Raw genomic sequence first — 25999 nt, forward strand, 5'->3', positions numbered from 1 at the left:
TGGCAAATGTCAAAATAAATTTTAAGGTACTGCGGCTCTAGGGATACGATGCCCCACAACCGGCGATTCGCCGGCGGGGATCGCATACTAGAAAACATCTACTCAATAATCATCACCACTTCACCTTGTTTTACAAGGGTACCATCTTCGACGCGTATTTCTTTTATAACACCACTACGCGGTGATTGTACTTCGGTATAGACCTTCATCGCTCCCACCAGAAACATTGTTTGTCCCACTTTTACCTGCTGTCCTACTTCCACAAAGTGAGGTTCTCCTGGCTTAGGACTCGCATAAAAAACTCCCAAAGTTGGGGAAACGATATGATTGTCATCTTGTTTTTGCACTGTAGTTGCATGCAAAATTGTGCGGCGTTCTTCTTTGGAACGTACACTTTCGGGTACGTGTATCTCCGTTTTTTCTGGCAATTTATATAGATCTTTATGTGCAACATTCAGCAATGTGCTCTGTAGTTTTTTCAATAGAGCAAACGTGGCACTTTCTTCAATGCTCTTATGTCGTCCTTGTAATTTGTCCCATACTTCTTGTGTGGACTTTTGTTCTATTTGTGCAATTAACGACACCGTTTCTTGCCACGAATCTGTAGGATTTTCGCCATGTAAATCTTCCATAGGTAGCGAATCCTCGGTCAAAGAACACAAGTTTTTGTAAAAAGACTCACAACTTTCCAGATATTCGCTATCTTCGTTCCACAACGAAATACCCAACCACTCGCTAGTACTCTTAACAAATTGAAATACATCACGAAATGTATTTCGTTGCGTAAAAAATGCAATAATGTGTGATGGATCTTCCATCAAACGAGTTGTTACTTGCCGTACCCAAGAAAGAAGAGCAAACGGATTGCGACGTTCTTTTTTACACATGGTCAAAACTTCTTCGTGCAACTCTTTGATATTTTTATGGTACAAACGCAACAAGCACAAATGAATTTCCACAAAATCTGTCGTGACATGTGGCAATGGCTGGTTTGCTCTTAACCAACTCAAAACTGCCATGTGAAAGGGAATGGTCGTATGTAGATCCCGTCCCTCGATCATTGCATTCTGTAAATTATCAACAGCATTTTCCAGCATAACACCATAATCCTCACCTCGATAGATATTGAGAACGATATTGGCATCGTACTGTGGTGGAGACATCACAACGCGGTGTTGGCGCAAACTTGCAGCGATCCCACTGTCTTCCACGCGTACACATTCATTGTCATCGAAAAAGAATTTTTCAATAACCGCTCCAGGAGCTGGTTGTAAAGAAAAGCTGTCAAGTAGACTTATACGTAATTCTAGGGCATAACCGCGAAAAGCAATATCCTGTTGCGTGTACCCTAATTTTTCTCCAGAGGCGATACGGATTTGTTCAGAAATCAGACGTGGCTTTTGCCCTTTCACATATGAAATTTCTTCACTAACGCCATGTTCTACTTGGATACGCGCGTTCACTTCCATAAAGTAAAAGTTGCGATTTTTATCCACAAGGAACTCTACCGTACCAGCGTTTTGGTAACCAATATGTTTACATATTTTCACTGCGGCATTTTGTAAATTGGCAATAAGTTGCTTCTCGGCCTCCAGTTCCTTGTACATTTCACTTCCTGCGGATTCTTGGGCCAACAATGTATCAATTTGTCCCTCATGCACACCAATTTCAATTAGCTTTTGGTAGAACATCGTTTGCAGAGAGCAGTCGCGAACGGCAAAGTGTATAACATCTTCACCATCGCCGAGTATCTGCACCTCCATGTGGCGTGGACCTTCAATATTCGCTTCTAAAATCACCGACTTCGAATTGTCTCCGACTTCGTTCCACACTTCGCGCATTGCTTTGGCGATATCGCTATCACTAGTAACAACACGTTGTCCTTTTCCTCCCCCTCCCGCACTTGCTTTAATACGAATAGGCATCTCATGTTTTTTCCACAAGTCGTCAATAGCATGTTTCGCCGCACCAATGAGTTCGTCTTCACTAAAAAGATCTATATGTTGTTGTGCGGCAGCATCATAAGCTTTGTCTATCGCCTGAGAAAACTCTTCTGCGACTTCACAATCAATACCTTTTTCACGAAGTATTTTTCCCAAATTTTCACGCCACTCGCCTTCATTTTTTTCGAGAATTACGCGTTCTAAAGAATCAATCCCTGGCGTTACGGGCACACCTATTTCTTTACAAATACATCGCGCGCGGTCTTTTAGCCCCATTAATTCCAAGGTTTCGCTACTTGGACCTATAAAACGAATTCCCGCCTTCTCACATTTACCTGCAAAAACAGGGTTTTCAGCTAAGAAACCGTAACCAGGATATACAGCATCTAAACCATTTTCCTGGACTATTTTGATAATGGCATCCATATCTGAATATTCGTCGACAAGATGTATCTGAGCAAATCGCGACCAGTTATAAAGCCATGGAGCCTGGGTTTCGAGATGGTCAAGCCACTCACGTCGCGAGATAAGAATATGTGGCCGTGGCAAACTTGTTTCACTTATAACTCTAAGAGCCTCATCGGCAATAGGCCCCCGGCAAATAATTAATATTTTCATTTTAACTCACCATTACAAAGGAATATTCGGATATTTGCGATCAGCAACAGGCGGTTCGTAACTACGAAACAGCTGCGGTAGTTCACGTGCAACTACACGACGCAAGTTTTTCGCTTCAATAACATCATCCACTTTACCATATTGCGCCGCTTCCCAAGGATTGAGGTGCTCTTCGTTGTACTGATCGATAAGCTCTTGACGTTTTTTCTGGCGTTCGTCTTTGTCTTCTATCCCTGCCAGCATCTTACGATGAATAACATCAACTGCCCCTTCCGCTCCCATAACCGCTAACGTTGCATTTGGAAGAGCATATACGCGATCGGTATGAATGTCTTTACTCAACATCACACAGTAGGCACCACCAAATGATTTACGGATAATCAGTGAAATTTTTGGAACAGTTGCGATACATTGTGCAAAAAGTAGTTTGGCACCATGACGAATAATTCCACCGCGCTCTTGTTCAAGTGCCGCCAAGAACCCGGGAACATCAACAAAATTTACAATGGGAACGTTAAATAAATTGCATAAGTTGACAAATTTTGCGGCTTTACATGAGCTATCAATATCCAAGCATCCCGCCTTGTAACGGCTATTATTTGCAATAATGCCAATAGGAACACCTGCAACGCGAGCAAATCCTACAGAAACATTCGGTGCGAAGTTTTTTTGTATCTCAAAGTAGTAGCCATCGTCGACAACATCTTTAATAACAACACGCATGTCAAAAGCATTTTCGCCGACCTCTTTTAAAAGTTCGTAGGTAACTTTCGTTTCGCGCTCACTACAGTCGGCAGTGTCCTTCACCAACGGTTTTTCGCGGTGGCTCTGCGGCAAAAAACTAAGAAATTTTTGGGCCATACGTAAAGCATCGTCGTCATCTTTTGCGACCAAATGGACCACTCCGGCATGTTCCTCTTGTATATGAGCTCCACCAAGTTCCGAAGCTTTAACGTCGACCCCTGTGGCGGCTTTGAGTACTACAGGACCGGTGATCGCCATGAATGACTTTTCCGTCATTATGATGAGATCCGTCATTGCCGGTGAGTAAACCGCACCACCAGCACAATTTCCCATAATGAGAGAAACTTGGGGGACGCGGCCAGAGAGTTTACTGGAGTTTCCATAAAAAATACGCGAATACGCCGCTAAAGAGAGCATTCCTTCTTGTATACGTGCTCCCCCCGAATCGTTAAGTACCACCAAAGGACACTTTTCCTTAAGAGCCATCTCTTGTATTTTCACGACCTTGCTAGCATTGTCATGTCCGCATGTTCCGGCAATGATCGTAAAATCCCAGCTGACAAAAAAAGTTTTACGTCCTTTGACAAATCCCCAACCAGTAACGACGCCATCACCGAGAATCGTCTTTCCCACAAATTGATCGATTTCGTAAAAAGCACCGCCGTCAACACAAGATTGTATTCTTTCACGTGCTGTTTTTTTCCCTGATCCGTGGTAAACGCGAACCGCTCTTTCTCCCCCGCCTTTTTTAGCGAGACTGCGTTTTTCAGAAAACAGGTTTTCTTTCGCTGCAAAAGTACTATTTGCTGCCTTTTCCTTCGCAGTAAATAGTTTTAGTTCTTTTACTGCAAGCTGTTTTGCTAGAGGTATTTCGTTGTCAGACATTGCACATTTACCTATTATGAAATTGAAATTTACTTTTTAGTTAACTGCGCTAGAGTTTACAAAATTCCAAATAGAGGCACTAGCAAAAAGTTTACAGCAAAGAAAATATTACCTCTTGCGCTATTCATTTATCGAAAACGATTCGGATTTCGTTCCCGTTCCTAATACCGAAACAAAAAAGGTTGTAAGTCCTTGACTAGAATTTACGATTCCACATTCATTAAACATTTCTTTTTCTTATAATTTCCATAATTTTTTCATTATCTTCTGTATAAAAAATCACTTTAATTGTACTGTTTGTAAATTATCCGCGAACAGGATCAGAATTCAGAAACCGCATTGATTTATTCTTTTTCGAATAGCGAGAGTCGTATTTTTTATGTTGATTGTGATTATGTTATTTTGACAAAAAAAAATTTGTACGCTATAATTTTTGATTTTGGAGGCTTACATGGATCAGGAAACGATTAAATTTAAAGATGGCGCTGTATACACCGGCAACGTGCAACACAACAGAATGCACGGCGAGGGGGTTTTACAATATGCAAACGGTGACGAGTATCGTGGAAGTTTTTACAATGGGAAACGCCATGGGCGTGGCAATATTTTGTTCGCCAACGGTGACACCTACTGCGGAGACTTCCACGAAGACGCCATGAATGGTGTAGGTATCTACACATGGAGCAATGGAGAATCTTACGAAGGTGAGTACCAAGACAACCAACGCACAGGCCAAGGTAAATATATATGGCCAAACAACGATGTTTACGAAGGTACATTCAACCTAGGCCATTTCCACGGCACGGGAAAATTCCAATCTAGTGAGGGAGAGGTGTACGAAGGTGAATTTGTAGATGATTTATACCATGGGAAAGGGAAACTCGTATTATCCACGGGAGAAACTTACGACGGAGAATTTTCACAAAACATGTACAGCGGCCATGGAGAACTTGTACTCTCTGGCGGAGAAAAATATACTGGTTATTTTTCCAACGATAAATATAATGGGCAAGGAACATATTATTGGCCTGATGGTCGTAAGTTTGAAGGCACTTTCAAAAATGGAGAGCCGCACGAAACAGGGAAAATGACATTCCCCAATGGAGAAAGTATTGACTACCAACACCGTGTGGAAACAAATTCTTAATCTAGAATCACGCGAAGTAATTAGTCTTGTGGGAGGTGGAGGCAAAACAACTTTGATGTTTGCCTTGGCAAAACAATTGTCACAAAGTTTTAACGTAATCTCCACAACTACCACTAAAATTTTCTACCCATCGCCACAAGAAACATCTATAATAAAGCGTGGTTGTCGTAGTAGTAAAGAAATATCCTTTACTAAAGGACGCCATATTACTATTATTGACAAAATCTTACCCAATAGCAAAGTATGTGGTTTCTCTCCGCAAGTTGTTGATTCTTGGGTAAAAGAAACACAAGTTGATTATGTCATCGTAGAAGCAGATGGATCACGAAGATGTGATGTAAAATGGCCTGACACCAAAAAAGAACCGGTAATTCCCCAAAGTACAACTACAGTGATTGCAGTACTTGGTGGAGATTGTTTTGGCAAAACACTCGAAGAAAAAAATGTGTTTCGCGCAGAACTATTTGCCCAAAAAACGCAAATGAATATTGGTCAACCACTAAATTTACACGCAATATCGCGTTTGTTTTTAGACCAAGATGGCTTATTTGCTCACAGTCCTCAAGATGCAAAAAAAATTGTATTTATCAACAAAATTCAAAGTAATAACCGTATACAAGCAGCAAGGAATTTGGCAAATATAATTTGCAAAAACAGCCAAAACATAAAAATCATTTATGGACACTTACATCCATATATCTCAGTAAAGGAATTTTTAAGATGAATCGCAAATACAACTTTAGTGCTGGTCCAGCAACATTACCACTACCAGTGCTTGAGGAAGCACAGCAACAATTGTTAAACTACAAAGATGCTGGCATGTCTGTTTTGGAAATGAGTCATAGATCAAAAGATTTCACCACTATCTTGCAAGAAACCAAGACAGCTCTTCGCGAAGTTGTTGGAATACCTGACAACTACGAAGTACTGTTTTTGACAGGTGGAGCAAGCACGCAATTTGCCATGTTGCCAATGAATTTTTTGAAAAATACAGCCGGGTATGTCAATACGGGGAGTTGGTCGAAAAAAGCCATCAAAGAGGCAAAACTGTTTGGAAATGTCAATGTCCCTGCTAGCTCAGAAGAACAAAATTTTAACCATATTCCACAAAACATTACTTTGCCAGAAGATGTTGATTACAACCATATAACTTCCAACAACACTATCTTTGGAACGCAATGGTCGCAGTTTCCACAACGTGGAAGTGCTCCATTATTTGTCGATATGTCTTCAGACATTCTATCGCGAAAATTTGATGTGGAAAATTTCGATGTGGTGTATGCAGGGGCACAAAAAAACGCTGGCCCTGCCGGGGTTACTATTCTCATTATGCGCAAAGATTTAATCGAAAAAACCAACACATCCTTGCCTTCAATGTTACAATACAAAATACACGCGGACAAAGATTCTTGTTACAACACACCGCCAGTGTTCCAAATATACCTAGTGGGACTAATTGCAAAGTGGATCAGCGCAGAAGGCGGGATAGAAGAAATTGAAAAACGCAATATCCAAAAAGGAAAATTACTATACGAGACCATGGATAGTTTGTCTGACTTCTACAAGGGAACAGCGCAACAAGATAGTCGTTCACTCATGAACGTAACTTTTCGTTTACCCTCCGAGGAACTAGAGAAAGATTTTATACAACTTGCTGAGTCAAAAAATTTCTCAGGACTAAAAGGGCATCGTTCCGTAGGAGGAGTTCGAGTTTCAATGTACAACGCGATGCCGTTAGAGGCGATAGAAAAATTAACAGAATTCATGAAAGAATTCGCGCAAAAAAATAGCTAAGGATATTTTATGGCTCAGGTAAAATTCGAAAATGTTTCTAAAAGGTATGGAAGCACTTCCATTTTGGAAAACTTTAACTTAGAAATTCGCGATAAAGAATTTCTCGTACTTGTTGGCCCTAGTGGTTGCGGTAAATCGACAACTCTACGTATGATCGCGGGATTGGAAACAGTAAGTTCCGGTAAACTACTGATTGGAGACACTATAGTCAATAAGGTCGCACCACGTGACCGCAATATAGCTATGGTGTTTCAAGATTATGCTCTATATCCACACCTAACTGTCGCCGACAATATGGCCTTTGGTCTAAAAATGCAAGGTGTCCCAAAACAAGAGATACAAGACAAAGTATCTGATGTTTCGAAAACATTGGGACTAGAAGAACTTCTACAGCGAAAGCCCAAGCAACTCTCCGGAGGACAACGCCAACGTGTGGCTATTGGACGTGCCATTGTACGTAATCCCAAAGTTTTCTTGTTTGATGAACCGCTTTCCAACTTAGATGCAAAGTTACGCGTGCAAATGCGTGTCGAAATTTCACGACTGCATAAAACGTTAAATACAACTATCGTTTATGTAACACACGATCAAATAGAAGCGATGACACTTGCTGACAGAATCGTGGTAATGAAGGACGGTTATATCCAACAAGTGGGAACACCTATTGAACTCTACGAAAAACCAGCAAATGCCTTTGTGGGAAGCTTTATTGGTAGCCCAGTAATGAACCAAGTCCAAGGAAAAGTAGATAAGTCGCAAATAACAGGTGAAGGGTTTAGTCTAACGCTAGACAACGAATTTCCCCCACAAGAAATCATACTCGGAATACGTCCACAAGACTTACAAATCACTCTAGACAGCGATCAGGCATTTTTGACTTCGCAAATCGACATAGTAGAGCCCATTGGTAGCGAAACCTATATATACTTCACCGTAGAAGGAAAACAATGGGTTGCCAAATGCGACGGACTACCGAAAGTCAAAGAAGGGGAAAATATTTCCTTTAGTGTAAACAAACAAAACATTCATTTATTCAGCAAAGATGGAACAAAACGTATTAATTAAAGGACTTTTTATGAAACAGTTAAATGCACTTATTGGTGTAATGGACCCGAATAGTTATTCTTTCCGAGTGGCTTTCGAAAAACTACTTGCATTTGTAGATCCCAAAGTAAAATACAAAAAAAAATCGTATCATGTTACAAGTCGACGTATCGCGACGCGCCCTTATGATATTCTACATGCCGAATGCCCCTACAAAGCAATTATAAACCGTGGTGCTCACTGGAATCCTCACCACAACAGTTTCTTTATGACAATAGGTTATCAAACATACCTATTAAACGATATGATTACTTTTGAGGCCATTAACAAAAACACAAGCTATGGTCACATGTACAAATTGGGTTTACATATACCAAAAACCATCGCTCTTCCACAGCAAAGTTACAAAAAATTAAAAAAAGATAGTAAGGCAATACCTGAACTGATTTTTTCTGAACACGAATTCTTCTCTTTAGAAGAACTCGGAGAAGAAGTAGGATATCCTGCTTTTTTAAAACCTCAATCTGGTGGTGGTTGGGTTGGTGTTGTAAAAGTAGAGAGCCCAGAGGAACTTGTTGAAGCATACAACAAGTCAGGAAGTAAGCCGATGAACTTACAAAAAGCCATAGACTATCGCGAATTTGTAAGAACTGTAGGTGTTGGACCACAAATGATGCCAATGCACTATAACGCAAGTGCGGAACATTCTCATGACCGCTATATGCGTAGCGAATTTGAAGCGGTTGAATTCGATTTCCTTACCGCAGAAGAAGAAGACGAAATCAAGAAAATAGGTAAAATCATCAACTCTTTCTATGGTTGGGACCACAACTCCTGTGAAGCCCTAATTGGCCATGACAATGTCATTTACCCCATTGACTTTGCCAATGCATACCCTGATAGTACTTTGACTTCTCTACATTTCCATTTTCCTACACTAGTAAAAAGTATGGCGAAATGGTTAATTTTTTGCGCCGTAACAGAAAAGAAAAGATCTTACAATTTTGCACGTAACTGGCCGCGTTACTTCGAAATTGCCGAGGATAGTAGCTTATCTTACAAACAAAAACTCGACAAATACACAGAAATTGCCGACGAATATTTTGAAACCCAAAAATTCGATGAGTTCTGTAGCAAATATCTTGGTTCCTTTGATGAAAAAGCCCACGAGTTTTTTGCCAGTGAAGATTTCTTTTCTATCATTGACAAAGAGGTCGACTACTATTTTAATATTCCAAGTGAGAGACCAGAGAAAAAACAACATTATCGAGGAATACATCACTACTGGTTAAGTATGGAAGAAAAAAGATTACAAAGCCAAAAGAAATAGTCTTTGGTCGTAGAAGACATTGTGATACAAAATAAAGGTACGAATGTAACGCGATCGAGGAACTGCACATAACAAAAATCGAACTTTAACACAGTGCGATGTAGGGGCGGACCCGGTGTCCGCCCGTCCCTCAAATAACGATAGATACATATAGAAAGTTATGATTTATGGATGCTGCCATAAGTAAGAAAAAAGCGCTAGAAAGAATATTTGTTTACCAAGCTGTAGAGCTAGGTTATTTAACACAAGACCACCTAATTTCGTGTATTGATGAACTCGAAAAACAGGAAATCCCCATACCGCTCCTCACCATCTGTAAACAAAAGGGCTACCTAAAGCCTTCTCAAGTAAATCACTTGATGAGTAAGCGTATGGACAAATCCATAGCGAAAGCTTTTGGAGAAGGGCTGGCTGCAAAACGCGCTCCAAAAACTCAAGATGACGCACCTCAAAGAACTGTAGTGCAGCCTCCACCGGTATCAATAACGACTTCAGAAAAAGAAGAATACGAACGCTTGATAGCAGCAAAAGACCGCTTGCTGGAACGTTTACAACAAAAACTAAACGAGCGAAACCAACTACTCACAAATTTTGAACAAAAGAAAAAGCAGGCTGTTCAAGAAGTTCTGGGTAGAAAACAATCGCAAATAGAAAGTCTCGAATCTGAGTTGGCTTGTTACCGAGGGCTTTACGAAAAATCAAAGGGCAACGAAGATAAGTTAAAAGGTTACGAAGAGACCCTTCGCAAGGAAAAAGAAACTTCCAGTGGCTTAAAAAAGCTAATGGCAAAATTACAAGAAGACCTACAACACACAGAAGAGAAATTTGTCGCCCTTGAGTCTGAGCTAGACAAATACAGAAATTCGGCTGACTTCATTAAAAACAAAGCCGAAAAAGAGATGGAAGAGCGCAAAAAACTCAAAGAAAAATATCAAAATGCCGAAGACCAGTACATTCAGCTACAAAACAAGTTAGCGCAAACGCAGAATGAATTAGATGTACTCAAAAAATACTATGAAGAGTCACAAAAGACTTGCCTCGACATGGAAGGCGAAATCAAAAATCTAAAAGGCGACAAACAGGATCTTTCCAATAAAATATCCAAGTTGGAAGAAGAGATACAAAAAAGCTCACAAAACAAAGAGGAATACCAAGAGTTCTTCAATGTTGCCGACGAGCTAAAACAAGAACACGAAGAAGAAAATGCGAAGCTAAAAGAAGAGCTAGAGCGCAAACAGAAGCTCGAAGAAGATTTTGAAGAACTACAAAAGAAATATAACGAAGAAGTTAGTCATTTAAAAACACAGCTAGAAACAGAACAGCATGCCAAAGACGAGCAAATGAAAAATAGCGAGGATATGCGTAAACAATTGCGTACCTTAGAAGATAACCTCGAAACGGAAAAAGCTCAGGCAGAGGAAATGCTGTACAAGCAAAAATCGACATACGAGAGTGAAGTGTCGCAATACAAACAGAAAAATGAAAGTCTTCAAGCCAAACTCGATCAATATCAAGAATCTTTGGCTGCATGGGATGATAAAGACAAAGAGATAGATGAAATAAAGCAAAAGCTTGAAGCTGCTCAAGACAATGCTAAGAAGGTTGAAGTGAGCAAGGTTGCTTTAGAAGAAGAGCTAAAAGCTCTACAAGGCCAATTAAAACGCGTGCAACAACTCTATATAGATGGAGAACTAGAAACAGGCGCTGTACTTCCTGGTAGTAATGGAATGTCATATGAGATTCAGAAGTTACTTGGCCGCGGTGGTATGGGTATGGTTTATTCTGCGATTCGTAGTACAGACCAAGAAATTGTTGTTATCAAAACCTTACTACCTGAAGGAATGTCTGACTTAAAGGTATTGATGCGTTTTGTACAAGAAGCACGTACAATCATCTCTTTTGATCACGAAAACCTAATTTCGGGTAATGATTTACAGCAAAGTAAAGACTTATCTTTCTTTGTAATGGAATTCCTCGATGGAGAATCTCTAGAAGATATGCTAGATGATTTAGGCATACTGGATGTTATCGAAGCCACTGAAATTATCTGGGGAATCGCAAAAGCGCTACAATATTTGGAAGAAAATTGTCTGGTACACCGCGATGTGAAACCTGCAAACATCGTCATAGACAAAGGTACACCTAAACTAGTGGACTTCGGTATTGTTAAAATGACCGATCGCACGTGTTCATTGACTACAGAAGGTATTATTCTAGGAACCCCTTACTATCTTTCTCCGGAGCAGACATATCAAACAAACGTAGACATCCGCAGTGACATCTACAGTTTAGGAGCAACATATTACCACATGGTAGTAGGTGAAGTTCCCTTCCCAGGGGATAACCCCATTGACGTAATCCAAAAACGTTTGGAACGTTCGCCGCGACCAGGTAAAGTAAAACCTGACTTACCAAAACCAGTATGCAGTGTCATCGAAAAAATGATGAACAAAAACGTCAAAAAACGTCATAGCACTGCCGCCGAACTCGTTAGTGATTTACAAAACGTTTTGAAGAAAATTCGTCGTTAAAGGAATAAAACTTGGCTGCAGACCCTTTTGTAGGAAAAACTTTTGGAAAATGCCGTTTAAAAAAGAAGATAGGAAAAGGTGCGATAGGAATTGTATATCGTGCACGTCATCTTACCTTAAATATCGATGTCGCGGTAAAATTGTTAAAGCCCCAAACCTCCTTTTTTAATAGCTCAACAACTCAGAGATTCCAGAGAGAAGCGAAAACCGCAGGCTGCTTGGAACATCGCAATGTATTGAAGATTTTTGACATAGGTCAAGAGGAAGATATTCATTACATTGTGATGGAATACGTCGATGGAAAAAGTGTAGATGATTACCTAGCAAAACAAGGTGCACTTCCCATAAAAACGTCTATAAAAATAATAAAGCAAGCCGCCGAAGGGTTGGCAGCGGCACACGCGGCAAATATTCTGCATCGCGATGTGAAACCTGCAAATATACTCATTAGTCGTAAAGACGAAGTTGTCAAATTAGCCGATTTTGGCCTAGCGCGTTTAAATTCACAAAACAATATCAAGTTAACCGATACTGGTTCTATTGTGGGAACGATGGGGTACACTGCTCCAGAGCAAATGAAGGGAAATCCGACTGTTTTCTCTGACCTGTATTCTTTGGGAATCACATTGTTTGAAATGTTAACCGGAAAACTGCCATACCAAGGAGAGAGTGCATACGCTGTCATTAACAAGCACGCCAAAGCCCCCATTCCTTCTGTGCGCAGTATACGCTCCGAGGTGCCTCAGGCACTAGACGATTTCGTACAACAGCTAATGGCAAAAAACCCCCAAGATCGTCCACAGAGTGCAAACTATGTGGCCACGTTTCTCGATACTTTCCTACAGAAACTGCGCAAAGGAATTGTGGAAAAAAAGCCTGTATCCACACGGCGAAACCGTAGACAGATTGATACATTAAAAACTAGCACCGAGCGCATGCCAATGGTGCAAAAGAGAGACCGTAGTGCCTACAATACCAAAGTACGCGTTGCGTCGCAAAAAACAGTGGTGACAACTCCGCAAAAGACATTGACATCACCACAAGTCACTACCGCCGCCGCGGTTTCCTCCACAGAGGAAATAGATAGCATCTCCGGAACTTTTGAATACCAACTTCCGGTAAAAACTGTTGATCAACTGTGGCTTATTATTATTACTATTTTCTTTATCATTACCGCCATTCTAACCTCGTCACTGGCACTTGTCATTTTTTTCAACAAGGTAAATGGATAACTACAGGGGAAAAACGATGAACAAATTACTTTTACTCTTACTCGCTGTATGCATTTGTAGTTGCGCTGGTCCAGGAGGATTTTTCTCCGCGCGTTTCGTCTTAAAAGTTGGTGACCTAAACTACACCGATGACAACGGACAAACCGTCTCCCAAGACAGAGCAAAATACGAATGGATCTTTTCTTACGATAAGAACGTTGCCGATGAACAGCAACAAATTGCCAAAAAAGCCGAAAGTAAAGTTGTCGCTTTGCGCCAAGGTCTACGTAACAAAAAACTCAGTGTCAATGACTACAAGTCACAAAACGAGAAACTCAGCAATGCGATGAAAAACTTAGAAGATAAAGGGCGCGAAAAAGTAAATGACGGTGGCTTTAACTCTTTGACCGTTGAAAAAGAGTTCATTGATGCCTGGTATGATTTGAAAAACTTGGTGAAGTAACCATCATTCAAAGTACTCTGAATCCAGGGCGGTACAGTACCCGCCCTAAATAACACATCGTAACCTTTCCATCACAGTGATTTACTCTCTGATTATCGACGCAGTGACTCTACTCAAGAAAATCAACGCCGTAATACAAACATTGTCCTAATATAGGAGTGTAGTAGTGGATTCTAATTTTATGGTTTCGCGATATAAAATTTTAGGAGAGTTAGGACGTGGTGGAATGGGAGTCGTTTATAAAGCCCACGATACCCGCCTAGATCGAATGGTTGCACTCAAAATCCTCGAAAAGTGTAAGAGCGGCAAGGACATCAAGCGTTTCATACATGAAGTACGCGCTCTTTCACAACTTCACCATCCAAATATTATTCGTATTTATGAGTATGGTGAAACCCCCACTCCTTTTTTCACCATGGAGATTGTCCAGGGAGAGAACCTCAGTGATTTTTTTAAGACAAATCCTGGTCTTTCACCTAAAGAAATCGCAGAAATTGTCGAAAAAGTGACCGAAGCGATATGCGAAGTACACAAAAGGAAAATCATCCACCGCGATATAAAACCATCCAATATCATGTTAACGGCGAACAAACAGCCCAAATTGATGGATTTTGGTCTAGCCAAAAGTGATTTACACAACGACCAACTCTCCGTTACCGGAGAAATTCTCGGTAGTGTTTCCTATATGTCACCAGAACAAGCCAGAGGCAAAGCAGAGCTCCGAAGCGACATTTATTCCCTGGGAGCGACTTTGTATCAAGGTCTCACTGGACAAAAGGTATTTTCCAGCGAGTCAACATACGAAGCGATATACAACATCTTCAATGAAGCTCCAAAGCGACCTAGGGAAATAAATCCACAGATTCCCATGGAACTTGAAAATATATGCATAAAATGCCTGGAAAAAAAATTAGAGAACCGCTACCAAACAGCTTTTGAACTACTGCGCGATTTGCGAAACTTCAGAAATGATCGTAGAGTTAAGGCCAAACGTAGTGAAAGTGCCTCACTAAAAACACTATTTTCCTACACTCAAAAAATAGTATTGCTACTTGCCATTTCTTTATGCGTGGTTCTGTGGTTTCAGAATAGATCGCAACAACGAGAGATGGAAAACCATAAAAAACTCAGTAAAACAACAATAAATGACTTAGAGGACAAATTCAAAAATCTTAACAAGTTAAAGGTAGATGAATTACAAAAAAAATTGCAAAATGTTGGTCAAAAACAAATTCAAAAATTAAAAGAAGAGATCTCGGTGAAAGATCGACAATTGATCAAATTGCAAGAACAAATCATGAACTTTAAACTGAGCAGAAACAAATTGATAAACGACTTACATCAATTAGCTCGCTCAAGACGTAAGGAAGAAAAAAAATACGATGACGCAATAAAAATCTACAATATTGCCGAAAACTATAGCAACGACCCCAACATCCCTTTTGGCAGAGGAGTAACGTATCTAGTCAAAGCGATCAACGACGACAAAAACATAAATTTCCTGAACAAGGCGGTAGAAAATTTTAAAATAGCGGTAGAAAAAGCAAAACACAAATCGATAGATGAAGCAAAGCGCAAACAAACACTCGCCGATGTATACAGTAACCTCGGTGTATGCTACTCTCTTATGGGTGACGAAAGACGATGCCTTGAGGCCTTCGAATTTTGTTTCCAGTATGGCGAACCAAAACAATCTCACTACTGTAATAGAGCAATAGCATATCATTTTTGGCTGCGCCAAGACAAAAAAACTGCGATAGAGGACTTAGAGAAAGCCAACAGGTTACCAAAAACAAAAAAAGATCCTCACAACAAATTTTTAATCAATACACTCATTAAAAAATTCAAAGACAAAGAACCAGTAACCAAACAGTATATATTCAATTACTACCCGGTTATTTTTAATTAAACGCTACCGCGATAATTTTTCACTGATTTTGTACAACAACTCATTGATTTTTTCCACCGCATCCTTTTTGCATTCGGCAACAAAAACAGCATCATCTTCATAGTCTCGAAGCTTGGCGCGAATGTTATAACGATTTGTAAGCCACAAAAAAATGTCTAGTTTGCGTACATAAATCTCCCATTCGTACAGTTGATCAAACAATAGAGAAGTCTTTATCGGTTCACGAGGAATGGGAATGGAACCATAGTCACATATACTTTCCACTGTCGACAACCAATACTCCTCGGTGTTTTTTGTTACCGGAGCATTCACCAAAGTAAAGCAAATCTCTAAACCCAACTCTCTTTCGTACTCGTAGGAGAGCATTTGTGATAGCATTAATTTTTGTTGCATATCACATGGTTCGACAAATTTTTGGTAGGTTTGCGGGATAGCGCCCATATCTTGCCATAGAACAAGCCTGCGATGTAGAGAACCATTGAGAATTTGTAAATCTAAGAGGTTGGGACTGATGCGCAATTTTTTTGTCCACCGCAATTCTTCGCGTAGAGTTTCGTCTATGTAATCGAGTATCTCTATCGATGTGGCACCTACTTCTCCGTATTCATGGTGGCCAAAACGTCCCGCTCTTCCCGCGATTTGTTTTACCTCAAAGTGGTCTAATTTACGCACTTCATAACCATCAAACTTCTCTATTTTCACAAAACATACATTTTGTGCGGGTAGATTCATACCCATTCCCACTGCGTCTGTGGCGACACAGATAGAGGTTTCTCCGTATAGAAATTTTTCGGCTTCGTTTTTGCGTACTTCTGGAGGTAAGGAGCCGTAGATAACGGAAGTGTTGATACCGTTTCTCTTGAAGCGATTCATCAAATCGAGAACATCTAAGCGGCGAAATACCACAAAAATAGTTTGCGGTGGCGGTGCGGCGAGACTCCAGGTTTTTTTTGCGGTACGCAAAGGTGCTAGGCGATCGTAGGTGTGTGTTTCAATATCTTTGTAACCAATTTCCCGCAGAAACTCTTCTAGAAACTCTTGTATTTCTGGTATACAACAAATGTGTAGCTCTTTACCTCTTGCCTGTGCCAGAACACGCGTCCACGCCCACCCGCGCTCTGGATCAGCGGCCATTTGCGCTTCGTCGAGTACAATCACATCCCAGTCGGTGTCTTGGGGAAACATCTCTACAGTGGCCGACACAAAACGAGCATTTTCTTGGTAAATTACCTCTTCTCCTGTTAGCAAAGTACATGCAGAAGTGTTGTTTATTTTTTCATATACTTCCCAAGCCAGTAAACGCAGTGGTGCTAAGTATACGCCCTTTTGTGATGATTGTAATCGTTGTAGCGCCTTGTATGTTTTTCCAGAATTTGTCGGACCAACGTGGAAAAAAATCTTAGGCACATCGCTGCGTATTTGGATGGGAAACATGGTAATGACTCGGTCACGCAACTCTAGAATTTTACGTTTTTCTTGCTGTATTTTTTCCACATTTCGTTGTTTTTGTTTGGCTAAAAATACATCCTTCTGGCGCACAAAATGTTCAATAACCTGCTGCGGGTGAATTTGTGTTTTGGAAAAAAGAATCTTTATATCACGCCACAGATAAAGATAACTACCAAAAGTAAAGGTTTGATACGGTGAAATGTCGTTTTTCTTCAGCCAACCACGTACCGTTGGCAGGGTCACATCAAAATAGGCGGCAATATGTGCGGTGGTGAGAGTGTAAAAGTCCTCCATTTTTTCGACGTTTTCGAAGAACTTTAGAATGTAAAGTGTTGTCCCCTCAGGGGTAACAATTGCGTCAACTTCACACTCTTGGACATACCTTTCCAAAATAGACATTGGCATGTTTATTTCTTTGTGCAATTTATGTAAACTTAGAGCGTACTGTGCAATCCACGTCTTTGCACCTTTTACCGTGGTGATGTTCTTTGTGGGAAGAGCAAATTTGTATTTACGGCACATGTCATCGATAAAACCATGCCATTTTCTTATCGTCACTTCGCGTACATTTGCGCGAATTTTTTTTAAGGCTTTTTTCTCTTCACCAAAGTAAAACCACAGACACTCATCGTGAGTAAGAGACTTCGACTGTGTACTGGTGTTTTTAAATGTTTTATAGATGTATCGATAATCGCGATTTTTTGGAAATAGTTTTTTTACTTGCGCCGCAGATAAAACATCCTCTCTTTGCAAGATCGACAAAAATTTATCGTGTATTTCTTGTTGTTGCTGGTACTTTTTGGAAAAATCATCGTGCGTTTTGTTATCACAGTTCAGCATTTTTTTGTATGCTGCTATCCCTTTATCAGTTATCGTATAAACGCCACTTTTTTCGGTAATCTTTCCGTTTTTCAACAATAAATGAATTGCTTTTTTTTTATTCGGTAAACCTTTGATTTTTTTGGCGTGTGCTTGACCACCTGCTTCTACAAGAGATTCTAAAATAAAACGCTGTATTTGTAGCGTGGACTTCAATTATTTGTTCCTTATAGACTCGTTTTTTTGAAAATATATTAGGACGTGTACACACCCTAATAATACCACAAATTTTTCAAAAAAAAAAGCCCAGTGAACACTGGGCTTAAATAAAGATTATCACTTTAAGAAGAGTACACACTCCAAGGAGAAATTCTCATCGTTATTTCTTGTGCTGCTATTTTTGTCACTCCGGTATATATTCCTTGTTTGGCAAATCGTCGCACAATAACCCTTGCAAGATGTTGGACATTTTTATCTGCGTAGTGGATTTTTACTTCGACACCACTATCGTCTTTCTCGGTTGCCACAACGGAAAAAGACTCCACATTTGCAAGTTTAAACATTTCGCTTTCAATATATGCTCGTTGCATTTTTTCACCGACAAACTTAATGGCGTAGTTTGCTTGGGGTTTTACAAAACTCCTAGATTGTTTTTTATGGGCTTTGTACAGTTTGTCGTACTTACTTTGATACTGCTTACAATTTTTTTGCAAAGCAACGGCTTTTTTTTGCAAATGAGCGTTTTTCTTTGTCAACTGTGAATTTTGCCACTGTAGTTTTTCATTATTTGTGTAAAGACGGAGCGCAGCATTGTATTTTTTTTCGTCAAGATTCACTTTATCGCGAACTTCTTTATATTTTGTCTTCAAGCTCGCATGCTCTTTATAAAGTCTATCATATTTTTTTGACTGTGGCAGAAATCTCTGTATTTTTGTTTGTAAATGCACCACTTGTTTCTTTAACTTACTATTTTCGTGAGACATCTGTACCCAATCGTTTTGTACGATGGTAAGAGCATTATGCAACTGCTGATTTTTTGTAACGAGCTTGGTATTTTCTATTTGTAATTCTTGTAACTGTGCCTGTAATTTTTGTAGTTGCAATATCACGACTTCATTTTGTACACATGGAGAATATTGTGGTTCAGCGAAAACATTTACACAGCAAACAATCAATAATATGTTCGTTAGGTTCTTCATGTTAAAATCCTTTCGAAGAGGGGTACGGACTTTATCACTAAATATATTGCCTTTTTTAGTTAACAAATAGCGTGCCAAAAAAAATGCAAATTCTCCAGAGCCTTCTAAAGAAAGCGATCGAAACATATTACCTATCTTGAATCCATACGAACAAGCGTAAAAGTGTCCAAAAAAAAGTACATTATTCGCTAAAACACAACAAGCCTTCACAAGCGACAAATTTTATTACGACAAACCTTCGCGTGGACGCAGAAGTAAAACCACATCACGTAACTGCTCTTTGTTGCGCGCATGCAACCACCCGTCCTTAAATTTTGGATTTTTGACTAAGTGTGCAATGCTCATCAATGCCCGCAAATGTGCGTCGTATTGGTCTGCGGAGCCGATCAATACGATAATCATTTTTACAGGTTGGTGCAGTTCAGAAAAAGTTACACCACCTTTACATCGCACTAACAAAATATCAAAAATATTTTGCCCGTCCACAATAACATGAGGAATTGCCAAACCAGGGTTCACAACCGTACTAGACTCTCTTTCTCGCTTAAGAAATGACTGATACAATACCTCTTCATCAATATTTAAACGCTGAGATAGTTTTACTGACATCCGACGAAACAATTCTTTGCCACTTATGGCTTCCTCGATATCTAAAATAAGACTCTCTTTAATTACATGATCAAAATGATCTAACTCAACGCCGTGTCTCTCTAGGGATATGTGCCGTAGTTCATCCTCCAAGTCACTGCGGTCAATGTCTTTTGCGGTAATGGATTTTACCATGTACACAAAGGCAGACTCGCGGTCAATCCTTCTCCCAACGTAACCAATGTACCAAAAACCGGTCAATAGAGCAAAAATAGCGGTCATCAATAGGGGAACAATACCCATTTCAAAAATGAGAAATGTGTACAAAACAATTGCAATAATTTGTAACCATGGATAAAACGGTGAGTGAAAAACAGGTTGATAACTTTGCAACTTGCTACTGCGCATCACAATGACCGAAATGTTTACTAAAATGAACAGGAGTATCATCATCGTAGAAGCTGTTTTGACAAGATTTTCAATAGACAAAACCCCCACGACTAAAATGATAAAACCCGAGGTGAAAAAGATGGAAATATGAGGAGTATCAAACCATTTGTTGGTGTGCGAGAATACTTCGGGTAATAAACCGTCTTCGCTCATCGCTAAAGGAGAACGCGAAGCAGATAGAATACCCGCATTCGCCGTTGTGACAAAGGCTAAAAGCGAAGCAGCCTCAATCGCAATAATCCCCCGTTCTCCAAATATTTGTTCTGCACTCAAAGCAATGGGTATAAGAGAGCCAGAAAGTTCACTTGCTTCGACGGTACCCACCGTAATAAAAACGATAAACACATAAAAAAAACTTACAACGGCAAATGATGCAAACATTCCTCGGGGCAAACTACGTCCAGGATTATGAATTTCTTCGCTAACACTCGCAACTTTGGTTAGGCCACCAAAAGAGAAAAATATCATGCCCGCAACAGCGAAAAGAGTTTGAAGATCTGCATGCAGAAATGGGGAGTATTTGGCACTTTCTACCACAATAATCCCCGAGAAACTGTGTAATGAGAGAATACCTAGCAATGAAAAAACGAGTATCGCCTGAAGTCTTCCAACGCTTTTTACGGAAACAAGATTGATAATGGTTAAAACGATACAGCTCGAAATCGCGACAAGTTTAATTCCAACTTCTTGTGAAAACGGCAAAAATTGAGCACCAATTGTGCCAATTCCAATCAAAGCGAACCCTGCTTTTAAAGCAATGGAAAGCCAATTTAGAAAACCAGAAAAAGTTCCCATGAGTGGACCAAGACTGCGTTCAATAAAGAAATAACTACCGCCCGCTTTCGGCATAGCGGTGGCAAGCTCTATCTTTGAAAACATCGCTGGGATCACAAATAAAGCGGCCAGTCCATAAGCGACAATGATTGCCGGACCAATTTTTTCAAAAGCAATACCTGGTAAAACGAACAATCCAGAACTAATCATTGTCCCTGTTGCCAGGCAAAAAACATCTAAACTTCTAAGGTTTTTTTTCAACACGAAATTGACTCCCAAATAGACCACAAACACAAGATGCCCAACTTCAAAGATAAAAAGACTTACATATTGTTACAGAAAAATTTATGGACCTGAAAGCCCCAAATGCGGTATCATTTTTTGAACAGCAAGTGCAAATCTTATTTGTTATTTCCCAAAATAACAAGACCATTGTAGCAAATTGAGACAATGCAAAAAATGTAATTTAATTGATGACACCCTACGTGGAAATGTCGGAGGAAATAAACCGTGAAACTATATATAGGGCAGCGTAAATACCAAGTCAATGTTTTTATTCCCATTGTCACCATCATCACAACGTTTATTTTGTTTGCCAACATCCCCGCACGGCAAGGTGTCGCTGTCGCTATTTTTGGTATTCTCACCATGTTTATCATTTCGTTGCGCAAATTTATCCTGAGTAAACGCGTATCTGCATTTCTCATCATATACCAACTACTATTGTTTTGTTTACTACATCAAAGTATATATTACGGTTATGGAACTCACCATTACAAAGGTCTCGCTCGTCCCGCTGTATTTTTTGATTGGTTGTGGATGGTCATATACCACGGCTTTCGCGCAGCAGATATTTTTGATTTTTTAGAAGCCTACCATATCAATTTGCAAACAGTCAAAAGTGCCAGTAGTTTTTCCAGTGGTTGTTTAATTGCCATGCACTGGATGCTCGACATTTTTCTGTTAACATGGGTGTTAAACAAACGCTTTGTCGAAAGCCTCGAACGCTATTTAAATTTATGGAAACCGTCTCTTGCCATCGGTTTTTTCAGTTTTTTTGGCGTACTCATTTTTCCACCGATTGCTTTAATTCTATTTATATGTGCTTTTATATTCGTCTTTTCGGTCATTGCCAACATTATTACTGCTCTTCGTAAAGCAAATACAAAAAAGATGACCAGTGCCACGTTTTTTATTCTCTCAGTCGGATTTTTGTTATGGTATGCCCTTTTTGCCTCATCGCAAAAGTGGTCGGTAATCGACACATTGTTGTGGTGGCCTCTAGACAATATCATTCGCCTACTTGATATCGGTGACACTTTTCAAATTATGGATTGGCATTTACACAGCGTTCCCAAAGGTTTTTGGCCAGCCACACTCGCTCTGAGTTTTCGTGTGCTCATTGGAATTCCCCTAGCGGCATTTGTGGGCAGAATCCGCTTGAAGTACCTCGGTGGAGTTATCATGCAGCCTCTGGAGCTATTACAAAACATGTCACATACCGACGACACAATCCGTCAACAAGCGCGTAATAAAATGCATGAAATGCTCACGCGCTCTCGCGATAGTATACCGGAACTCGTAAGTGACTTGGTATTTGTTCAAAATGAGGAAATTGTCCGCGAAGCACTACAAATACTAGAAGAAGTACATCCACTTTGGCGTGGAAATCCGCAAAATCTAATAGAGTTGATGAAGGAATTACTCGAGGAAAATCGCCATGACCGCACCGTAAATGTATTGCAAATGATCGACGCCAATTGGCGCAATGGTGAGGCGATACACCAATTGACCAAATACTTTATCGAACATCTCAAAGACAAGCGTATGAAAATAAAAAAATACGCGATATCTTCTCTAGGCAACAATGCGACGCAGTCTCTGCCTATACTATATGACATTTTAAAACAACAAGGCACAGAGGAAATTTGTTGTGCTTTAGAGGCCATTGCCAGAATGCAACAACCAGATAGTTTTACCAAAGTCGTTGTTCTCATCGCACATGTAGACCCTGGTATTCGCGAAGTTGCACTCGCCACGTTAGATGTGCTCGACAACAACTGGCGTTCTACGAAAAAAAATTTGGTGCGCAGTACACTACAAGATCGTCTTTTTCGTGTCAGTGGTCTATGGTATAAGATATCACGTTGGCGTACGGCTTCACGCGAGAAGAGGCAACTACAAACCGTTTTACAGGAGCTACAATGAGTATTCGCGATGCCACATTACAAGACGTAGAACAAATTTCCCATTTAGTGATCACATCTGTGATTCCACATAAAAACGACGATTTTACAGAAACAGCATGGCGTGCCTTTGAGAAATCAAATGATTACCCAACCACGAAAAATAGGCTCGCCAATCCAAATTATTTTACGCTGTGTTATGAAAAAAATCAGGAAATACTCGGTATTATTACCATCAAAAAATACGAAAGTATTGATCAGCTGTACGTCTTGCCCAAAGCATGGCAAAAAGGTATCGCCAAACAACTATGGGCTGCGGCAAAAAAAAGATGTCTAGACAAGAACCATAGCGGTGCATTTCGCGTCATATCATCGACATATGCCATGCCTGTATATAAGAGTTTTGGATTTGTCCCAGGAGATAGACAGACAAAAGATGGCATCTGTTTCTATCGCATGACGCACAATATAAAAAGCGATTAGGTTCAGAAGGATGAGGTAGGTCAGTTTAAATCGTGATAGTAACCGTAATTTCGGTCACGGTCACGGTCCAATGCCATTGACTTAGGAGGTAAGTGTAAAACCGAAAAAGGTTTACAATACTTGTCATCCCGTACCCAAAAACCCTTGTTTTTTGGAAAGATACGGGATCCAGCAATATAAAGTCGACTTCTGTTCGTGGATCCCTGATCAAGTCAGGGATGACACGGCAAGGTAAGTTTATCATTAAAAAGTATTTACGCTTAAGTCAATGGCATTGACGGTCACGGTCACGACTACGGCTACTATCACGATTAAAAAAAGACAGCGATAGCTTAGAAAGCAAATCCGATAGAGATAAAGACCTGAGAGGCATCTTCTTTGCTTCCCGATGGATTTACGTCGCGGTCGGGGTTGTAGGCGTAATCGACGCGTAAAGCTCCCAGGTGAGGAATGTTGTACCAGATCCCACCTCCTATGGCATATTTTACTTGAGAAATGCGATAATCGTTGAATGTGCGTACCCTCTCAATGACTTCGCCACAATCGCCAAATAATGTTATCCCCAAACCATAAAATATCGGTATGCGCAATTCCGCAGAGGCGAGAAATATACCTTCTCCACCTATGGGATTATCTTCATCATCTAAAGGCGGCATTTCGTTTTGTGCAAAACTGCGCACGCTATTTGGACCACCACCAAAAAAACGCTTTTGGATGGGAATTTCATCGGTGTCGCCAAAAGGAATCACCACCCCCCCACGCAGGGCAATCGCCAAAACCCAATCGAGAAAAACGTTAAAGTACCATGCATTGTGTATGTACATTTTGAAATAATCCACATCAGAACCTAAGCCTTGAAAGCTTTCTTCAAATTCAATAAAGCTGTATGTTCCCCACAGTGGATATATGATATTGTCGCGTAGATCAAGAGTCAACTTTTGATGTATTGTCGAAAATACCACGAGTCCTTCTTCTTCTTCAATATCCGTATCTTCGACATCTATAATTTCACTAAAATCTAGACGATAACCGGCTTCCGCGGTTAATAAACGACGAACGAGACCCGATTCACTGACACTCGACCACAAATAATGGGTAAAGAAAAAATCCGCGCCACGATTGAATATTGTAAAACTCGGCGTTTCTTCTAAAAGGGCAAACCCTTTTGCAGTAAAGGCTAAGTCGCGGCGGCCAAAAGCCCACGGATTAGTAAAGGAAATCTCCAGTTCTGACTTCTCTAAATCTCCAGCAAAAATAGTCGACTCGACATCGGCGATAAACACCCAACCTGATCCCAAAAAGCTAATATTTTCATAACGAACGCCTCCTACAACTCCATAAATAGTATTATATCCCGCCAAAAATGAATATGTTTGGCGATTGCGTTCCTTTACAAGAATATTTAAATCCACTTTATCTTCGGCAACGGCAACTTCTTCGATCTCCGTATACAAAAACAACCCACAACGCTGTAAATTTTGCTCCGTACTAATAATGTCACTTAAACGAAACAGTTGGCCTTCCACAACGTCAAGTTGTTGTGCGATAAGTTCTACGTCATTAATGTCATTGCCTTGTATTGTTATTTTATGGATGTAATTGGGCTTCTTTTCCTCAATTAAAAATTGAATGGTAATGTTGTCACGCTTTTTATCTTGAGAATTTACCACCATACGCGAACGAATTTTAATTTGCGCGTAGCTGTTTTCGCGATAAAAATCACGTAACTTTGCCGCCATATCTTGGTTGGTTCCTGGAGTAAAAATTTGTCCTTTTTCGAAAGGAACGATTTTTAACAATTCTGCTTCCGCAAACGCATTGTTATTGATAAATTCCAGTTTTTCAAGATATGCACGAGGTCCTTCGTTAATCGTCACTTCGATATTTACATTTTCGGCGTTTGGTTTTTCCGGTGAAAAGATAAAATCAACCTGGGCCTCCGTCTTTAAAAAACCTTTTGAGCGATAAAAAGTTTGTATTGCTGCCGCATCAGAACGAAAGGTGTTCTTTTTGAACAAGTATTCCCCCAATGCAGGCGGAGGAGTGATAAATTTTTTCAAACGCTGTTCTTCAAAAAAAAGTTGCTCTTCGGTACTTTTGATGTGCACTTCTTTCACAACAATTGATTTGTATTCTTGGATAACAAAGAGTATCTTTTCATGTTCATCCGTTTCAGGAGACTTTTCGATTTGATAGTCTACAATTGCAAAGTGATAACCATTGTCGCGATAGTTTTGTAAAATCTTATACGCAGCATCATCGATATACGAAACGTCATTGTCGTTCTCTAAATATTTTTGCCAGTCCTCGCCAATCAAACTTTCCAGGGAACTGTTGCTATAATCTTTATTTCCTGAAAATTCATATATTGGTTGTGCTGTAATGTATGACAACAACAGTAGCACATATAAAAATCGCATGAAAAATAGCTC

At 40.1% G+C, this 25999-nt stretch carries 17 protein-coding genes; 11 read left to right on the forward strand and 6 right to left on the reverse strand.

Features of this window, described 5'->3' with window-relative positions; genetic code table 11:
* Positions 1–98: 98 nt before the first annotated feature.
* A complete protein-coding gene (locus UABAM_RS09130) occupies positions 99–2561 on the reverse strand; it encodes an ATP-binding protein (protein WP_151967694.1) in 2463 nt (820 codons plus the stop codon).
* 12 nt (positions 2562–2573) lie between these two features.
* Positions 2574–4190, reverse strand: coding sequence for an acyl-CoA carboxylase subunit beta (locus UABAM_RS09135; protein ID WP_151967695.1), 1617 nt, complete (start codon positions 4188–4190; stop codon positions 2574–2576).
* 451 nt (positions 4191–4641) lie between these two features.
* On the opposite strand from UABAM_RS09135, the gene UABAM_RS09140 reads away from it, so the two are divergent.
* The 9 genes from UABAM_RS09140 (at position 4642) to UABAM_RS09180 (ending at position 15619) form a co-directional block, all read left to right on the forward strand.
* Positions 4642–5337, forward strand: a complete 696-nt coding sequence (locus tag UABAM_RS09140) for an MORN repeat-containing protein (protein ID WP_151967696.1) — start codon at positions 4642–4644, stop codon at positions 5335–5337.
* Entirely contained in the window at positions 5303–6061 is a 759-nt protein-coding gene (gene yqeC / locus UABAM_RS09145) for a selenium cofactor biosynthesis protein YqeC (RefSeq protein ID WP_173013222.1), read from the forward strand. The genes UABAM_RS09140 and yqeC overlap by 35 nt, the downstream gene beginning before the upstream one ends.
* Positions 6058–7131, forward strand: coding sequence for a 3-phosphoserine/phosphohydroxythreonine transaminase (gene serC / locus UABAM_RS09150; protein ID WP_151967698.1), 1074 nt, complete (start codon positions 6058–6060; stop codon positions 7129–7131). The genes yqeC and serC overlap by 4 nt, the downstream gene beginning before the upstream one ends.
* A 9-nt stretch (positions 7132–7140) precedes the next feature.
* Positions 7141–8196: an ABC transporter ATP-binding protein gene (locus tag UABAM_RS09155; protein ID WP_151967699.1), complete on the forward strand. Its 1056-nt coding sequence runs from the start codon at positions 7141–7143 to the stop codon at positions 8194–8196.
* Between the two features lie 10 nt (positions 8197–8206).
* Positions 8207–9505, forward strand: coding sequence for an ATP-grasp domain-containing protein (locus UABAM_RS09160; protein ID WP_173013223.1), 1299 nt, complete (start codon positions 8207–8209; stop codon positions 9503–9505).
* 167 nt (positions 9506–9672) lie between these two features.
* Complete coding sequence (locus UABAM_RS09165) at positions 9673–12036, forward strand: protein kinase domain-containing protein (RefSeq protein WP_151967701.1); 2364 nt, start codon at positions 9673–9675, stop codon at positions 12034–12036.
* Between the two features lie 11 nt (positions 12037–12047).
* A complete protein-coding gene (locus UABAM_RS09170) occupies positions 12048–13268 on the forward strand; it encodes a serine/threonine-protein kinase (RefSeq protein ID WP_151967702.1) in 1221 nt (406 codons plus the stop codon).
* 16 nt (positions 13269–13284) lie between these two features.
* Entirely contained in the window at positions 13285–13710 is a 426-nt protein-coding gene (locus UABAM_RS09175) for a hypothetical protein (protein ID WP_151967703.1), read from the forward strand.
* A 166-nt stretch (positions 13711–13876) separates the two neighbouring features.
* Positions 13877–15619 (forward strand): serine/threonine-protein kinase, encoded by a 1743-nt coding sequence (locus UABAM_RS09180; RefSeq protein WP_151967704.1) that lies wholly within the window; start codon positions 13877–13879, stop codon positions 15617–15619.
* Between the two features lie 3 nt (positions 15620–15622).
* Here the strand turns inward: UABAM_RS09180 and UABAM_RS09185 are convergent, their stop codons facing one another.
* The 3 genes from UABAM_RS09185 to UABAM_RS09195 all read right to left on the reverse strand — a co-directional run bounded on the left by UABAM_RS09185 (position 15623) and on the right by UABAM_RS09195 (position 21162).
* The gene (locus tag UABAM_RS09185) at positions 15623–18103 is read right to left on the reverse strand and encodes a helicase-related protein (RefSeq protein WP_151967705.1); all 2481 of its coding nucleotides are present in this window, start codon (positions 18101–18103) and stop codon (positions 15623–15625) included.
* Positions 18104–18228: 125 nt separating this feature from the next.
* Positions 18229–19086 carry a hypothetical protein gene (locus UABAM_RS09190; RefSeq protein ID WP_151967706.1) on the reverse strand — a complete coding sequence of 286 codons (858 nt, stop codon included), beginning with the start codon at positions 19084–19086 and terminating at the stop codon, positions 18229–18231.
* Between the two features lie 225 nt (positions 19087–19311).
* Positions 19312–21162: an amino acid permease gene (locus UABAM_RS09195; RefSeq protein WP_229759375.1), complete on the reverse strand. Its 1851-nt coding sequence runs from the start codon at positions 21160–21162 to the stop codon at positions 19312–19314.
* A 246-nt stretch (positions 21163–21408) separates the two neighbouring features.
* Between UABAM_RS09195 and UABAM_RS09200 the strand changes: the two genes are divergently transcribed.
* Entirely contained in the window at positions 21409–23106 is a 1698-nt protein-coding gene (locus tag UABAM_RS09200; RefSeq protein ID WP_151967707.1) for a hypothetical protein, read from the forward strand.
* The gene (locus UABAM_RS09205; protein ID WP_151967708.1) at positions 23103–23567 is read left to right on the forward strand and encodes a GNAT family N-acetyltransferase; all 465 of its coding nucleotides are present in this window, start codon (positions 23103–23105) and stop codon (positions 23565–23567) included. Before UABAM_RS09200 ends, UABAM_RS09205 begins: the two co-directional genes overlap by 4 nt.
* Positions 23568–23899: 332 nt before the next feature.
* On the opposite strand, the gene UABAM_RS09210 is transcribed toward UABAM_RS09205, so the two are convergent.
* Positions 23900–25987, reverse strand: a complete 2088-nt coding sequence (locus UABAM_RS09210; protein ID WP_151967709.1) for a BamA/OMP85 family outer membrane protein — start codon at positions 25985–25987, stop codon at positions 23900–23902.
* Between the last annotated feature and the right edge of the window lie 12 nt (positions 25988–25999).

The sequence above is a fragment of the Candidatus Uabimicrobium amorphum genome, assembly GCF_009002475.1.
GTDB lineage: Bacteria > Planctomycetota > Uabimicrobiia > Uabimicrobiales > Uabimicrobiaceae > Uabimicrobium > Uabimicrobium amorphum.

Bases quoted from the DNA above. Each gene is read 5' to 3' on its own strand.
- UABAM_RS09135 (WP_151967695.1), bottom strand. From the start codon at position 4,190: ATGTCTGACAACGAAATACCTCTAGCAAAACAGCTTGCAGTAAAAGAA.
- serC (WP_151967698.1), top strand. From the start codon at position 6,058: ATGAATCGCAAATACAACTTTAGTGCTGGTCCAGCAACATTACCACTA.
- UABAM_RS09190 (WP_151967706.1), bottom strand. From the start codon at position 19,086: ATGAAGAACCTAACGAACATATTATTGATTGTTTGCTGTGTAAATGTT.
- UABAM_RS09175 (WP_151967703.1), top strand. From the start codon at position 13,285: ATGAACAAATTACTTTTACTCTTACTCGCTGTATGCATTTGTAGTTGC.
- UABAM_RS09155 (WP_151967699.1), top strand. From the start codon at position 7,141: ATGGCTCAGGTAAAATTCGAAAATGTTTCTAAAAGGTATGGAAGCACT.
- UABAM_RS09140 (WP_151967696.1), top strand. From the start codon at position 4,642: ATGGATCAGGAAACGATTAAATTTAAAGATGGCGCTGTATACACCGGC.
- UABAM_RS09165 (WP_151967701.1), top strand. From the start codon at position 9,673: ATGGATGCTGCCATAAGTAAGAAAAAAGCGCTAGAAAGAATATTTGTT.
- UABAM_RS09130 (WP_151967694.1), bottom strand. From the start codon at position 2,561: ATGAAAATATTAATTATTTGCCGGGGGCCTATTGCCGATGAGGCTCTT.
- UABAM_RS09160 (WP_173013223.1), top strand. From the start codon at position 8,207: ATGAAACAGTTAAATGCACTTATTGGTGTAATGGACCCGAATAGTTAT.
- UABAM_RS09210 (WP_151967709.1), bottom strand. From the start codon at position 25,987: ATGCGATTTTTATATGTGCTACTGTTGTTGTCATACATTACAGCACAA.
- UABAM_RS09205 (WP_151967708.1), top strand. From the start codon at position 23,103: ATGAGTATTCGCGATGCCACATTACAAGACGTAGAACAAATTTCCCAT.